This is a genomic window from Naasia lichenicola (assembly GCF_004801885.1).
Lineage (GTDB): Bacteria > Actinomycetota > Actinomycetes > Actinomycetales > Microbacteriaceae > Naasia > Naasia lichenicola.
The window spans coordinates 936,641-949,116 of the sequence record NZ_SSSM01000005.1; the positions used below are offsets into that span (position 1 = coordinate 936,641).

The window sequence follows — 12,476 nt, forward strand, 5'->3', positions numbered from 1 at the left end:
CGGGGCTACGCCCCGTCGTCATCTCGGATCAGCACCTCGTGCTGTGCCTCGAACATCGCGCTCTCGAATGTCTCATCCGCATTCCTCACGAGGTGCAGGGTGGCGAGCGCGTGCAGGAGCGCCCTGCCGTGCAGACGCTTCGTGGATTCCTCCAGAACCGGCTCGCTCACGGAGCCGAGGTCGACGAACGCACGGCTGAGGCTCTTGCGGAGCTCCCGGTCGCCTCGCCCGAGCTGACTCGTCAGGGCTGCGGCGAGATCGGCGCCGGCGTCGTCGGGGGAGAGGATCACGCCTGCGCGCCAGGCGCTCCGGGCGACACGGTCGTCCGCATCCTCCAGCAGTTCGGTCGTGATCGCGGTCCATCCGCGCGGATCTCCGATCTTCGACAGCGTGTGCAGCGCCTGACTGCGGGCCTGAGCCGAGCCTCCACGGAGTTCCTCGAGCAGCGGAGGAACAGCGGAGTCGACGGGATGGCGGACGAGCGCCCAGGTGAGCATGTCGCGGACGAAGAAGTCCGGCTCGATCGCGCACCGCCCGACGAGCACGGCGACGTACGCCGGATTCGGGTGGGTTCCCGCAGCGAGCGCCGCTTGTAGCCGGGCGGAGGAGTCGAGGCTCGCCAACGCCTCAGCCAGGCGAGATGCCGCAGTCTCGTCATCCGTCCTGGTCATGTCGGGCTCCTCTCCGGTATCGCAGGAGGCGTCCTCCCGCGGCCTTCCGGTCATCCACTACCTTGCCCGGTCCGGCCTGGACGATCTCGAATGCGTCGAGGCGACCGACGGCGTTCCGCCCGCTGGTGGGCGATCGAGCATATTTCGAGAAGTGCGGGATCGGCTGCGTCCCTACGATGGCGGCATGGCAGATGCAGCGGCAGCAGACACGTTCAGTCCTGAAGAGAAGAAGGCGATGCGCGAGCGTGCCAAGGAGCTGAAGGCCGCGGCCGGCAAGGAGGCGGACGCCGCGGCGAACGAGCAGGCGATCGCCAAGCTGCCCGACGATGAGCGCGAGCTCGCCGAGCTCATCCGCGGGATGGTCGTCGCTGCCGCGCCGCATCTCGACCCGAAGACCTACTACGGCTTCCCGGCCTGGGCACGCGATGGGAAGGTCATCTGCTTCTTCAAGCCGAAGTCGAAGTTCAAGGTCCGCTACTCGACCTTCGAATTCGACACCGCGGCGACCCTTGACGACGGTGCGGCGTGGGTGACGGCGTTCGCGGTGACGAACGATCTCACCGAAGCCGACCTGGCCATGCTCGGCGGGTTGGTCGCGAAGGCGTCGAGCTGACTGCTGTGCGATGGGGACGAGAATCGTCAGATGACCGATTCGACTCGATCCGTGATCGTCACCGGCGGGAGCGGCAAGCTCGGCCGTGCAGTGGTGCGGGAATTCGCCGAACAGGGATATTCCGTCGTCTGCGTCGACCGTGCGCGGCCGGCGGAGCTGCCCGACGGTGCGAGATTCCTGAGTGCTGATCTCACCGACTTCGGTCAGGCGGTGGAAGCGCTCAGCTACATCGACGACGCGTACGGCTCGCTTCCCGTCGGCTCCGGCGCCGACGCACCAGCTCTCGTCCACCTCGCGGCGATCCCCGCACCTGGTCTGCGGCCGAACGCGGCAACGTACGCGAACAACACCGCGATCACGTACAACCTGTTCTCGGCCGCGCGGCTGGCGGGCCTGACCCGGATCGTCTTCGCTTCGAGCGAGACGCTGCTCGGTCTGCCCTTCGACACCACCCCGCCGCCGTACTTCCCCGTCGACGAGGAGTATCCGGTACGTCCGCAGTCGTCCTACTCGCTGAGCAAGGCCGTCGACGAGGAGATCGCCCGACACTTCGCAAGGTGGTCTCCGCAGGCGGGCTTTCTCGGACTGCGATTCTCGAACGTGATGGCGCCGGAGGACTACGCCGACTTCCCCGGATTCGATTCAGATGCCCGCCTGCGCTCGTGGAACTCGTGGGGGTACATCGACGCGCGCGACGGCGCTCTGGCCTGTCGCCTCGCGGTGGAGAGCGACATCGTGGGCGCTGAGAACTTCATCATCGCGAATGCCGAGACCGTGATGTCGCGGCCCTCGCTGGAGCTTGTCGCCGAGGTCTTCCCGGACGTCCCGGTGCGCGGCGATATCCCGGGCACCGCGACGCTGCTCTCCATCGACAAGGCGCGCTCGATGCTCGGCTTCGAGCCGCAGCATCCGTGGAGGGAGAGCCTGTAGACGCTTCGTCGGCCTCGAATAGTCGGTGGCGCAGGGGCAGTCAGCGCCCGGATGCCTCCTCCAGGGCCTTCGAGAACTCTCGCGCTCCGTTCATCTCCATCGACCCGTCGAGACTCGGCCTGCCTGCGGTCTCGATGACTCCATCCCGCCAGAAGTAGACCAGCGGACTCAGCGATCCGCCGGGCGCCTCGGCGCTGTGGATGGCGAGCAGCCTGGCGAGCCTGGTGACGGCGACGATGGAGTCGGAGTCGCTCAGGCGGTGGGCGAGCATGAGGTGGCGATGGGGGAGGGCGAAGGCGACTCCGAGCGGCGCGGAGCCAAAACGTCGCGACACCACCTGCTCCATCTGGATGGCCTGGCTGGCTGAGAACAGGGAGTCGCCGGCGAAGACGCGGACCCCGGGGGAGATCTCCCGATCCACGTCGACGCTTTCGCGCATGGTGTTCGCGATGCCGATCTCGAAGAGGAAGTCGAGGTCGGCGCCGGCGACGGATCGATCCGTCAGGGTCTCGACGGATTCGGGATGATCCACGCACAGCACGGTCACAAGACCTGCGGCGAAGGGGCGGGCGTAGGCGAATACACCCTCTGCGCCGATCGCCTTCGGCACGATCCGTGCGCGGAGGCGCGAGAGGAACGCGGCGTCGGCGTCGCGCGTCGCTGCTCCCGCTGGTCCAGCGGGAGTACCGGCCGGATCTGCAGTCCGGCTGCTGAACATTCTCAGCAGGCCCTTGAGTGGTGAGCGTCTGCGGATGCCGGTCAGCATGTAAGGACGTCGTTCAGGGTGGTGGCTGCTCCGAGGGTGTGAGAGATACGCCGGTGCACGCGGTTCCCTTCGGCTGGCACGACCGCGATGTCGGCGACAGGCGGGGGTGAATCGACCGTATGAGCCCGGGATGCACCGCGTCGTCAGCGGCGAGTAGTGGGCCGATCATCCCGAAGGATGACATCGCGGCCGCGCAGCATGAAAGGAATCCTCATGGATGACTTCTCGACCATGAATTATGAAAGCGACGTCATGAGGGCAATGGGCGCCGGATCGTGTGCGCCGCCTCTAGATCGGGGCCTGGACGAGAAGTGTCCCGGCGATGCCGCCGAGGAGGATCACGCTCGTGACGATCACCCCGGAGAGGTGGGCTTCCTGCCGGGTGTCCCTTCGGTAGATCTCGTCGCGCATCGCTGCCAGCCGCGATGGTTCGAGGTACCTCTTCGCGCCCGCCAGGGTGAGGGAGGCGTCTACCGGCTCGCCGAGCCAGTTCAGCACGCGGTAGGTGTGTCCGCGGCGTTCGATGCAGCCGGCCACCGCGTTGTCGATGTGCGCGATCCAGACGTCTCCGACGCGCGACCAGACGAGGAGTCCGCTTCGGCGGTCGGTCTGACGGCGACGGATGTGTCGAGAATGTCCCAAGGAATGGGCGGCGAGCATCGATCCTCCTAGCACTCGCCAGGAAGCTAAACGGCCTGCGGGAACAGCGACCAGACCCTTGACAGATGGCCTCTGCCTTGATCCTTTAGCCCCCACACGGGGGCGTCCTGCGTATGGTGCGGGCGCGAGCTCATCGCCGATTGGCGATGTGCTCGCAGTGCCGGTGCTCATGTGGTATCACGACAAGAGCGGCGTGAAAGCCCAGGGGTGATATCGGCAGCGAGGTCGTGAAGTTGGTCTGGGGGCGCGACTTATTGGGCCCCGGTGCTTAGGCGCGCCGGGGCCCCTGGCCTATACCGCGGTGCGTCCTCCGTCGACCGGGAAGATGGCTCCGGTGACGTAGCCTGCGCGGGGTGAGGCGAGGAAGCCGATCGCTTCTGCGATCTCTTCGGGCTGTGCCGCGCGTCCGAGGAGGGTGGTGGGTGCGAGGCTGTCGGTAGTCTCCTTCTTCGCGCCGCCGGTGTAGACGGGGCCGGGCGCGACGGCGTTCACTCGGACGCCGCTGGGTCCGTACTCGGCCGCCCATGACTGGGCGAGGGATGCGACAGCCGCCTTGGTGGCTCCGTAGGCCGCTCCGCCCGCGAGGCCGATGGTGCCGGCCATGCTGGCGAGGTTGATGATGCTTCCACTTCCCTTCGCCGCCATCTTCGGCCCGATCTGGGCGACCAGCAGGTAGGCGGCCTGAACGTTGGAGGCGAACAGCTTGTCGAGTGTGTCGGGGTCGAGGTCGGCGGTGGGTCCGAACCAGGAGAAGCCGGCGTTGTTGACCAGGATGTCGACGTCTCCCGCCTCAGCAGCGAGGCGGGTTGCCTCGGCGGGGTCGGAGATGTCTGCGGCGATGAACCGGGCCTTGCCCTGGGAGAGCTGGATCTCCTCGACTACCTGGATGCCTCGGGCTGCGTCTCGTCCGTGCACGATGACGGCGGCGCCCTGTCGGGCGAGCTGCATCGCGGTAGCGCGGCCGATTCCTGAGGTCGCCCCGGTGACGAGGGCGGTGAGACCTTCGAGGTCTCGAACGGCGGGGGTGCTGGTGGGGGTCATGGTGTGCTCCTTCTCGACGCCGGCCGTTTGAACCGGTCTGTCTAAACCGATGTTAGACCGGTCTGTCTAATTCGCGCAATTGCCACAGCCGAAGGCGAAGCGTGCCTCAGGTTTTAGACAGACCTGTCTGATATGGTGACTGCGTGACAGCGACGGTGAAGAAGGCGGGCAGTGCGCGCGAGCGTCTGCTGGCGGCCAGCGATGAGCTCTTCTATTCCGAAGGCATCCATACCGTCGGGATCGATCGAGTTCTGGAGAAGGCCAACGTCGCGAAGGGCTCCCTGTACTACAACTTCGCGGGCGGTAAGGACGAGCTGGTGGAGACCTACCTCGCCAATCGACATGGCGTGTGGAAGGACACCGTCGAACGCGGCATCTCAGCACAGGCGGACCCGGTACGGCGCATCCTCGCCGTCTTCGACACCCTGGGCGAGCTATTCTCCCGACCTGACTTCCGGGGCTGCGCGTTCATGAATGCGGCCGCTGAAGCTCGACCCGACAGCGTCGAAATGCTGGCCGCGGAGCGCTTCCGTTCCTGGATCCACGAGCTGTTCGGCGAGTTGACGTCTGCACTGGACACCCGAGAACCGGATCGGCTCGCCCTGCAGCTCGTGGTGCTCTACGACGGAGCGACGACCACCGCGCAGATGGATCACACGGCCGCCGCGGCCGCCGTCTCCCGCGAGATGGCTGAGCTGCTGCTGAGCCGTGCGTCGGGTCCCGCAGCTGGGGGATGAGTGGAGGGCGCGCTCATCATCCCCGACTACTTCTCGAGCACGACCTTCAGTTTGGCCAGTCCCTTGTCCAACTCCGGCCCGAGAACCTTCTCGTAGGGCGCCACCAGGCTCATGACCCGAGCGAGCACAGTCTTCTCGAAGGACATCTGCCACGCGACATGGGTTCCGGCAGCGGTCGGAGCCATGGTGAACGTGGACTGACTCTCTGACTTGAACGGCTTGAGGAAGTTCACCTTCACTCCCACCTCGTCATCGGTCGCCGAGGTGACCGCCATCCGACCGGCCCCGGCTTGACGGTTTCCCTCCCACGCGTAGGCGGCCCCGACACCGGACTGGGGGCCGGAGTAGGTGCGTGCGAGGTTCGAATCCAATCCTTCGAAGGGGGACCATTCGACCCATCGGTGGAAATCGGAGATGGCGGCCGCGACCTCGGCGGGCTCGGCGCTGATGTCGATGCTGCGAAGGAGGACGATCTGTTCAGCCATTGGGCTCCTGCTCGAGTCGGGAGATGCAGGTCGAACGCTAGCAGCGCGCCGAAACCTTCCCGGTCCGGTGCGATCCGGCGCACGTGCGCGTCGAGCAGGTGAGGGTGTCCGCTCAGAAGTCCGCCGAGGTCACGCCGAGCGGGTGACCGGCCGGCCACTGGGTCAACTCGATCCGATGGCCATCAGGGTCCGAGACCCAAGACGTCTCCGGACCGGCAGGGCCACCCGGCATCAGAACGGGTGCCGGCTCGAATCCGTTGAGGCGGAGTGCGTCCATGATGTCTCTGACGGACTCGACCTGCACAGCGAGGTGACTGAACGAGGAGCCCGATGTCGAAGCATCCCGCTGTGGATCTTCGACCAGCTCCAACGCGGCGTAGTCGTCGCCGGCGAGTTTGAGGAGCGTCAGGTCGCCGAGCGAGGTGCCGCGAACCCTTCCCACCTCGCTGTATCCGAGAGTGGAGTAGAACCGCAGGGATGCAGAGATGTCGCGCACAAGCAGGGCGGGGTGAAGGGTCCGCATCAGCCACCTCCTCGCGCTGCCCGCGCCATTTTCGAGTTCCCGTGAACAATAACGCTCGCGGAACGCGCGCCTGAGACCGACTTCCGTGCTGAGCCGACCGGCCTCGCTAATATCCGGTGAGCGGGACGGGAGACGCATGAATCAGGTACCGAAGCCCTTCGAGATCCACGAGTCGGGGGCGTTCCTGCACGGGACCAGGGCCGACCTCGCTGTCGGCGACCTGTTGGTGCCGGGTCGCGAGTCGAACTTCGAGGAGGGCCGGATCATGAACCACGTCTACGTGACCCAGACGCTCGACGCCGCGGTGTGGGGCGCTGAGTTCGCCCGCGGGGATGGGCCGGCGCGGATCTACTTCGTCGAACCCATGGGACCGATCGAAGACGATCCGAATGTCACGGACAAGCGGATGCCGGGCAATCCGACGCGCTCATTTCGGACCCGTGAGCCCGTCCGCGTCGTCGGCGAGCTCGCCGAGTGGACCGGGCATTCCCCGGACGAGCTTCAGCGCATGCGCGACGCCTTGACCGATCTCCGCAGCCGCGGCGCTGCGGTCATCTTCGACTGACCGTTCACGGAGTCCGAGCACCGGCGCCCGCTCACGGGCAACGAAGACTCGGCGCCACAGGTTCAGCGTCCGGGCCTTCGCTCACCCGAGCAGCTCGGGCTGCCCGTCGCGGCGGGGTCCCGGCCGGTAGCGCAACAGTATCGACCGCGCTCGTAGTACTGACGACTCGGGGAAGTCTCGAACGTTCTTCATCGGATCTCGAAGGTGCCATCGAGCCGTGCCCGAGCTACGACGCGGTTCTCCATCGCGTTCAGGGCTGCTTCGAGGGTGAAGCTCTCTGGCAGATCCAGACGTCGGTCGACGGCGAACAGCTGAAAGGCGTAGGTGTGTGGCCCGTGGGAAGGAAGGGGAAGGGGGCCCGCCCAGCCTCGACGCCCGAAGGGGCCTCTGCCGTGACGGAGGCCGGGGATGGGGCTCGGGTGGGACAGTCCGTTCTCCGGGATGCCTGACAGAGCGGGATCGATCCCGATCGTGAGCGCATGGGTCGCAGGACTCGCCCCGGGAGCATCGGCATCCTGAACGACGAGTATGAGTTCGACGGCGACGGCTGGGGGAGGCGTCCAGGCGAGGGCGGGGGAGATGTTGTCACCGAGAAGTCGCCCGCGATGCGCTTCTGGGATCTGCGCTTCGTGCTCGAAGGCCGAGCTCGTGACCGAGAAGATCTCTGGAGCCTGCAGACCGGGGCGAGCCCAGGCGAGGGCTCGCTGACCTGCGCGTCGATTCCGAAGGGCGCGTCCGAGAAGGCTGAGCATTGGCGTAGCTCCGATGAGAAGGGGAGGCCTCGACCACCCGCAGCGGTGGTGAAACTGTCTCATATGCCGGCGCTGTCAAAGGGATGTGCTCCGGGCGAGGCCTGACCGAGCCGGTGCATAGGCTGGGCAGATGGCAGCGTCGACCCCTTCAGTCCCTTCCTCCTGGACCGCCCGGCTCGGCACGGTCGGCGTCTGGCGAAGCACATCAAGCATCACGCCCGAACTGGCTCAGACGATCGAGCAGCTCGGATACGGCACCCTCTGGCTGGGCGGATCGCCGGAATCCGCTCTGCACGAGGCGGAAGAGTTCCTCGACGCCACCGAGCACCTGCAGATCGCGACGGGCATCGTGAACATCTGGCAGTCCGACGCCGCAGAGCTCGCCGCGTCCTATCACCGCATCGAGGCGAGGCACCCCGGCCGGCTTCTTCTCGGGATCGGGACCGGTCACCGCGAATCGACCCCGGAACGAGTCCGCCCGATCGACGCGATGGTGAGCTATCTGGACGTCCTCGACCGTGAGAACGTGCCCGTCGAGTCGCGCGCGATCTCAGCACTGGGCCCGCGGATGCTCGAACTGGCCCGCGAACGCAGCGCGGGCACTCACCCCTACCTGACCGTGCCGACGCAGACCCGTGAGGCGCGCGACGCTCTCGGCGCCGCCGCCCTCGTCGCGCCGGAACAGACGGTAGTCCTCGACGAGAACAGCGACTCAGCCCGCGTGAGCGCCCGCCGTTTCCTCAAGAGCTACCTGCAGCTCGACAACTACACCCGCAACATGCGCCGCGCCGGCTTCACCGACGACGACATCGCGAACGGCGGAAGCGACCAGCTCGTCGATGGACTCGTCGCCCATGGAAGCGCGGCCGAGATCTCAGCGGTCGTTCAGTCGCATCTCGACCAGGGCGCGGATCACGTCTGCATCCAGGTGCAGCCCGCGAATAGCGACATCACGACCCCGCTGGAATTGATCGCGGCAGAGCTGTCGCTCACCGCACAGCGGTGACAGCGAGCGACGGTCCATCCGACGTCGCACCAGCGTTCCGCCGCTATCGGCGTTCGTGAGCTCGACCGCCCTCTCAGAGGGCGCGCCGCCACTTGCCGTGGAGGTGAAGATGAACCATCGAGCGCCCACAGCAGCCGCGCGCAGCTTCATGTCAAGAGGGTTGCGCGTTCGCCAAGGGGACGTAGCGTGGATGCAGTCGCCGCGTCTCAGCGAGGCGCTTCCAACCAGGAAGACCAGTCGAGAACAGCGTTCATTGGCGACGGATCGGGCACCACGCGATGCTGGTGACAACCATGCGACACGACGGCGACTACTTCTACCTCACTCCCGACGTCGACCAACTCACGCTCGAAAGGGAGATCGTCGCTGCAGTGCGAGTAGGCGGCGACTTCGTCCACTTCAACACCCATGGCCACGGACGAGTGTCCGTGTTCATGACCGCCCACTTCCCCGTCAGATTCTCCGCAGCGGAACGAACCGACGACGAGGTCGCCACCTGGGAGGAATGGCCACCCCCGATGGACATCGACCCCGAGGGCCTGCACAGCTGACAACCGGATCGAGGGGCTCGTCGATCGCATCTCCGCCGCATAGCGGCAAGACCGGGTCAGACCCCGGCGACCTGGGTGGCGAGGGAACTCAGTCCGCCTGGGACGAGCGAGTAGTAGGCCCAGGTGCCCCGCTTCTCGCGGCTGAGGATGCCCGCGTCGACGAGCACCTTCAGGTGGTGAGAGACCGTCGGCTGGCTGAGCCCGACGGGATCCGTCAGATCGCAGACGCAGACTTCGCCCTCCGTGCTCGCCGCGATGATCGACACCAGGCGCAGCCGAGTCGGGTCTGCAATCGCCTTCAGCGTGTGCGCGAGCGAGTCAGCCTCGCTGGCTCCGAGCGGCTCGCGCGACGACGTCGGCGCGCAGCAGGCGTCGGAAACGGTCGTCTGGAGGAGTGTCACAGCCACAGTCTCCCATAGACATTGACAACCGTCGATGTCTGCTTGCAGACTGCCTCCATCGATCAACGTCGATATAGATTCCGGGGTCTAACGGCTCATGGATGAAGGAGACCCACGCATGACGATGACCCTCACCGTGCCGCCCCGTGCCACAGAGGACCGGCTCACCGGCCTGCCGGTCGCGATCATCGGCGCTGGGCCCATCGGCCTCGCCGCCGCCGCCCAGCTGCTCGAGCGGGGGATCAAGGTCGTCGTCTACGAGGCCGGCGACCACGCGGGCGCCGCCGTGACCCAGTGGGGACATACCCGCCTCTTCACGCCGTGGGAGCACCTGATCGACCCGGCTGCGCGACGCCTGTTGGACGCCGGCGGATGGGTGTCGCCCGTGAGCGACGAGCTGCCTCTCGGCAGTCAGCTCGTCCGCGACTACCTGGCGCCGCTCGCCGCCACCACCGAGCTCGCGCCCCGCATCCGATATCGCTCGCGCGTCACCGCCGTCAGCCGCGAGGGCATGGACCGCACCCGATCCACCGGCCGCGCGTCGACGCCGTTCCTGCTGCGTATTCAATCAACAGGGGAGACCATCGATGTGCTGGCGCGCGCGGTCATCGATACCTCCGGCACCTATTCCACCCCCAACTCGCTCGCATCCTCCGGTCTCGACCCGCTCGGTTCCTCCGGCGGCGGCGCATTCGTCAGTCACGCGCTGCCGGACGTCCTGGGTGCCGAGCGTGCCCGGTTCGCCGGACGCCGCGTGCTCGTCGTGGGGGCCGGACATTCCGCTGCCAACACCCTCCTCAAGCTCGCCGAGCTCGCGACGGAGGAACCCGGAACGGATATCACATGGGCCATCCGCGGCGCCGATCCGGTACGCGTGTACGGCTCCGATGGCGACGAGCTCGAGGAGCGGGGCAAGCTCGGTGGCCGGGTGCACGAACTCGTCCGATCCGGTGCGGTCACGCTGCTCGACCGTTTCGAGATCGAGCGGCTGGACGAGTCAGAGGGCGCCTGCGCGGTGACCGCGCGCCGCGGTGCAGCGCCGGCGAGCGTCACCGTCGATGTCGTGGTGAACGCGACCGGCTTCCGCCCCGACCTCGACATGCTCCGCGAAGTGCGCGTCTCGCTGGACGAGATCGTGGAGGCCCCGCGTGCGCTGGCGCCCCTCATCGACCCGAACCTGCACTCCTGCGGCACGGTCGAACCCCACGGCGTCGCCGAGCTCGCCCACCCCGAATCGAACTTCTTCATCGCCGGGATGAAGTCCTACGGACGTGCGCCGACCTTCCTGCTGCTGACCGGCTACGAGCAGGTCCGCTCGATCGCCGACGAGCTCGCCGGCAACCATGCGGCCGCCCGACAGGTGCAGCTTGTACTTCCGCAGACCGGGGTCTGCTCGACCGACCTCGGATCCGGTGGCGCCGGCTGCTGCGCGGTCGAGCCCGCCACCTCGGAGACGATGTGGGAGGCCAACTCATCGGCGGAGACGACGGGGGCCGACCCGAAGTCCAGCGGATGCTGCGCGTGAGCGTCGCCGTCCGCGCGATGACGGCGGGGGACTGGCCGCAGGTCGAGGCGATCTATCGGGAGGGGATCGACACCGGCCACGCGACGTTCGAAGCCGCCCCACCCGATTGGGCTGACTTCGATGCGGGAAAGCTGCCCGTCGGACGCCTCGTCGCTGTTGACGACGGCGCCATTTTGGGCTGGACCGCTCTGACTCCCATTTCGGCGAGGCCCGTCTACCGGGGCGTCGTCGAACACTCCGTCTACGTCGGCGAGCTCGCGAGAGGACACAGCGTCGGCCGGCTGCTGGTCTCCGCACTCATCGAGGCCGCCGAAGACGCAGGCATCTGGACGATCCAATCGAGCATCTTCCCCGAGAATCTCGCCAGTCTCGCTCTGCACACGAGGCTCGGATTCCGCGAGATCGGAAGGCGCGAGCGCATCGCCCTCATGACCTACGGGCCTCTCGCCGGTCGGTGGCGGGACACCCTCCTCATCGAACGGCGCAGCGCTTCCGATCCACTCAGCTGAAGAGGTCCGTGGAGCGCACTCCGGCGCCTGACCTAGCGAGCGGTGTCGCCGTCGGGGGTCGGAGCCTCGGAATCGACGTCCTCAGGGGAGGACTCGATCTCGGAGTCACCCACCACCTCTGCGCCCGAGGTGATCAGCGCTTCCTCACCGGCGGACGGACTGATCCGCATGCTGGGGAGTTCGGCTTCGTCGATCGGGTCGTCGGGCAGACGCGTACCGCTGGATTCGCTCATCCTCCGATCCAACGCCGATCGCGCTCGACTTCCAGATCAGCGACCGAACTTTCCCTCGTGGACCGGAAAAGTTCACCCAGGGGTTCACGAAGCTCATGCACCGTCGCGCGAACCACGCTCCCCTTCATGCTGTGAGCGAAGCTTGCCGACGAGAACCGTTGCTGTGATCGAGCGCCGTCACTTCGGTCTGCGCCGTCAGTCCTTCGAGAGACTGGTCTCGACCCCGGCACTTCTCAGCTCCAGCTCGGCCAGAAAGGCCGCCGTCGGATGGCGGTCGTCCTGGGGCTCGTCGATGGGGCGGCTGCTCAGGTGGATCGACGGGTTGAGGTAGATCTGCACCGTCTGGGACGCGCCGGAAACGGTGAGGGTGGGAACCGTCACGACGTCGACGCCGCCCCGCTGCCCCAGCGCGAGCGCGTACCTGATGAATCCGTCAGCGACCTCGTCGAGCATGATCAGCTCTTCGCCGTCATAGCGCACACGCTTCATCGTCAACCCCTGCTGCTTG

18 protein-coding genes are annotated in these 12,476 nt (G+C 66.9%); 8 read left to right on the forward strand and 10 right to left on the reverse strand.

The window, feature by feature from the left end; all coding sequences use genetic code 11:
* Positions 1-5 precede the first annotated feature (5 nt).
* Positions 6-671 (reverse strand): HEAT repeat domain-containing protein, encoded by a 666-nt coding sequence (locus E6C64_RS15585; protein ID WP_136428433.1) that lies wholly within the window; start codon positions 669-671, stop codon positions 6-8.
* A gap of 184 nt (positions 672-855) precedes the next feature.
* Between E6C64_RS15585 and E6C64_RS15590 the strand changes: the two genes are divergently transcribed.
* Both E6C64_RS15590 and E6C64_RS15595 read left to right on the forward strand, forming a co-directional pair.
* A complete protein-coding gene (locus E6C64_RS15590; protein ID WP_136428435.1) occupies positions 856-1,284 on the forward strand; it encodes a hypothetical protein in 429 nt (142 codons plus the stop codon).
* Positions 1,285-1,314: 30 nt separating this feature from the next.
* Complete coding sequence (locus tag E6C64_RS15595; protein WP_136428437.1) at positions 1,315-2,214, forward strand: NAD-dependent epimerase/dehydratase family protein; 900 nt, start codon at positions 1,315-1,317, stop codon at positions 2,212-2,214.
* 40 nt (positions 2,215-2,254) lie between these two features.
* On the opposite strand, the gene E6C64_RS15600 is transcribed toward E6C64_RS15595, so the two are convergent.
* From E6C64_RS15600 to E6C64_RS15610, 3 genes are all read right to left on the reverse strand, one after another.
* Positions 2,255-2,932 carry a hypothetical protein gene (locus E6C64_RS15600; protein WP_136428438.1) on the reverse strand — a complete coding sequence of 226 codons (678 nt, stop codon included), beginning with the start codon at positions 2,930-2,932 and terminating at the stop codon, positions 2,255-2,257.
* Between the two features lie 336 nt (positions 2,933-3,268).
* Positions 3,269-3,640 (reverse strand): hypothetical protein, encoded by a 372-nt coding sequence (locus E6C64_RS15605; RefSeq protein ID WP_136428440.1) that lies wholly within the window; start codon positions 3,638-3,640, stop codon positions 3,269-3,271.
* A gap of 291 nt (positions 3,641-3,931) precedes the next feature.
* Positions 3,932-4,681 (reverse strand): SDR family NAD(P)-dependent oxidoreductase, encoded by a 750-nt coding sequence (locus E6C64_RS15610; RefSeq protein WP_136428442.1) that lies wholly within the window; start codon positions 4,679-4,681, stop codon positions 3,932-3,934.
* A gap of 143 nt (positions 4,682-4,824) precedes the next feature.
* Between E6C64_RS15610 and E6C64_RS15615 the strand changes: the two genes are divergently transcribed.
* Entirely contained in the window at positions 4,825-5,418 is a 594-nt protein-coding gene (locus tag E6C64_RS15615) for a TetR/AcrR family transcriptional regulator (protein ID WP_199241056.1), read from the forward strand.
* A 26-nt stretch (positions 5,419-5,444) separates the two neighbouring features.
* Here the strand turns inward: E6C64_RS15615 and E6C64_RS15620 are convergent, their stop codons facing one another.
* Together E6C64_RS15620 and E6C64_RS15625 are read right to left on the reverse strand one after the other, a co-directional pair.
* Positions 5,445-5,903, reverse strand: a complete 459-nt coding sequence (locus E6C64_RS15620) for an SRPBCC family protein (RefSeq protein ID WP_136428444.1) — start codon at positions 5,901-5,903, stop codon at positions 5,445-5,447.
* A 112-nt stretch (positions 5,904-6,015) separates the two neighbouring features.
* A complete protein-coding gene (locus E6C64_RS15625) occupies positions 6,016-6,426 on the reverse strand; it encodes a VOC family protein (protein WP_136428446.1) in 411 nt (136 codons plus the stop codon).
* Between the two features lie 136 nt (positions 6,427-6,562).
* Here E6C64_RS15625 and arr point away from each other — a divergent pair, with 136 nt between their 5' ends.
* Positions 6,563-6,991, forward strand: a complete 429-nt coding sequence (arr, locus tag E6C64_RS15630) for an NAD(+)--rifampin ADP-ribosyltransferase (protein WP_136428448.1) — start codon at positions 6,563-6,565, stop codon at positions 6,989-6,991.
* Between the two features lie 188 nt (positions 6,992-7,179).
* Here the strand turns inward: arr and E6C64_RS15635 are convergent, their stop codons facing one another.
* Positions 7,180-7,743, reverse strand: a complete 564-nt coding sequence (locus E6C64_RS15635) for a YbhB/YbcL family Raf kinase inhibitor-like protein (protein ID WP_158437890.1) — start codon at positions 7,741-7,743, stop codon at positions 7,180-7,182.
* 130 nt (positions 7,744-7,873) lie between these two features.
* Between E6C64_RS15635 and E6C64_RS15640 the strand changes: the two genes are divergently transcribed.
* Positions 7,874-8,749: an LLM class F420-dependent oxidoreductase gene (locus E6C64_RS15640; protein WP_136428451.1), complete on the forward strand. Its 876-nt coding sequence runs from the start codon at positions 7,874-7,876 to the stop codon at positions 8,747-8,749.
* 284 nt (positions 8,750-9,033) lie between these two features.
* Positions 9,034-9,300 carry a hypothetical protein gene (locus E6C64_RS15645; RefSeq protein WP_136428453.1) on the forward strand — a complete coding sequence of 89 codons (267 nt, stop codon included), beginning with the start codon at positions 9,034-9,036 and terminating at the stop codon, positions 9,298-9,300.
* A 56-nt stretch (positions 9,301-9,356) separates the two neighbouring features.
* On the opposite strand, the gene E6C64_RS15650 is transcribed toward E6C64_RS15645, so the two are convergent.
* Positions 9,357-9,707 carry an ArsR/SmtB family transcription factor gene (locus tag E6C64_RS15650; RefSeq protein ID WP_136428455.1) on the reverse strand — a complete coding sequence of 117 codons (351 nt, stop codon included), beginning with the start codon at positions 9,705-9,707 and terminating at the stop codon, positions 9,357-9,359.
* Between the two features lie 112 nt (positions 9,708-9,819).
* Between E6C64_RS15650 and E6C64_RS15655 the strand changes: the two genes are divergently transcribed.
* Positions 9,820-11,226 (forward strand): FAD-dependent oxidoreductase, encoded by a 1,407-nt coding sequence (locus E6C64_RS15655; RefSeq protein ID WP_136428457.1) that lies wholly within the window; start codon positions 9,820-9,822, stop codon positions 11,224-11,226.
* Entirely contained in the window at positions 11,214-11,735 is a 522-nt protein-coding gene (locus E6C64_RS15660) for a GNAT family N-acetyltransferase (RefSeq protein ID WP_438941870.1), read from the forward strand. Before E6C64_RS15655 ends, E6C64_RS15660 begins: the two co-directional genes overlap by 13 nt.
* A gap of 32 nt (positions 11,736-11,767) precedes the next feature.
* Here the strand turns inward: E6C64_RS15660 and E6C64_RS15665 are convergent, their stop codons facing one another.
* Positions 11,768-11,968, reverse strand: a complete 201-nt coding sequence (locus tag E6C64_RS15665) for a hypothetical protein (protein ID WP_136428459.1) — start codon at positions 11,966-11,968, stop codon at positions 11,768-11,770.
* A 195-nt stretch (positions 11,969-12,163) separates the two neighbouring features.
* Positions 12,164-12,463, reverse strand: coding sequence for a hypothetical protein (locus E6C64_RS15670; protein ID WP_136428461.1), 300 nt, complete (start codon positions 12,461-12,463; stop codon positions 12,164-12,166).
* Positions 12,464-12,476: the final 13 nt, after the last annotated feature.

What these genes read in the sequence shown, in the direction of transcription:
- E6C64_RS15585 (WP_136428433.1), bottom strand. Translation starts at nt 671, where the DNA reads ATGACCAGGACGGATGACGAGACTGCGGCATCTCGCCTGGCTGAGGCG.
- E6C64_RS15590 (WP_136428435.1), top strand. Translation starts at nt 856, where the DNA reads ATGGCAGATGCAGCGGCAGCAGACACGTTCAGTCCTGAAGAGAAGAAG.
- E6C64_RS15595 (WP_136428437.1), top strand. Translation starts at nt 1,315, where the DNA reads ATGACCGATTCGACTCGATCCGTGATCGTCACCGGCGGGAGCGGCAAG.
- E6C64_RS15600 (WP_136428438.1), bottom strand. Translation starts at nt 2,932, where the DNA reads ATGTTCAGCAGCCGGACTGCAGATCCGGCCGGTACTCCCGCTGGACCA.
- E6C64_RS15605 (WP_136428440.1), bottom strand. Translation starts at nt 3,640, where the DNA reads ATGCTCGCCGCCCATTCCTTGGGACATTCTCGACACATCCGTCGCCGT.
- E6C64_RS15610 (WP_136428442.1), bottom strand. Translation starts at nt 4,681, where the DNA reads ATGACCCCCACCAGCACCCCCGCCGTTCGAGACCTCGAAGGTCTCACC.
- E6C64_RS15620 (WP_136428444.1), bottom strand. Translation starts at nt 5,903, where the DNA reads ATGGCTGAACAGATCGTCCTCCTTCGCAGCATCGACATCAGCGCCGAG.
- E6C64_RS15625 (WP_136428446.1), bottom strand. Translation starts at nt 6,426, where the DNA reads ATGCGGACCCTTCACCCCGCCCTGCTTGTGCGCGACATCTCTGCATCC.
- arr (WP_136428448.1), top strand. Translation starts at nt 6,563, where the DNA reads ATGAATCAGGTACCGAAGCCCTTCGAGATCCACGAGTCGGGGGCGTTC.
- E6C64_RS15635 (WP_158437890.1), bottom strand. Translation starts at nt 7,743, where the DNA reads ATGCTCAGCCTTCTCGGACGCGCCCTTCGGAATCGACGCGCAGGTCAG.
- E6C64_RS15640 (WP_136428451.1), top strand. Translation starts at nt 7,874, where the DNA reads ATGGCAGCGTCGACCCCTTCAGTCCCTTCCTCCTGGACCGCCCGGCTC.
- E6C64_RS15655 (WP_136428457.1), top strand. Translation starts at nt 9,820, where the DNA reads ATGACGATGACCCTCACCGTGCCGCCCCGTGCCACAGAGGACCGGCTC.
- E6C64_RS15660 (WP_438941870.1), top strand. Translation starts at nt 11,214, where the DNA reads ATGCTGCGCGTGAGCGTCGCCGTCCGCGCGATGACGGCGGGGGACTGG.
- E6C64_RS15665 (WP_136428459.1), bottom strand. Translation starts at nt 11,968, where the DNA reads ATGAGCGAATCCAGCGGTACGCGTCTGCCCGACGACCCGATCGACGAA.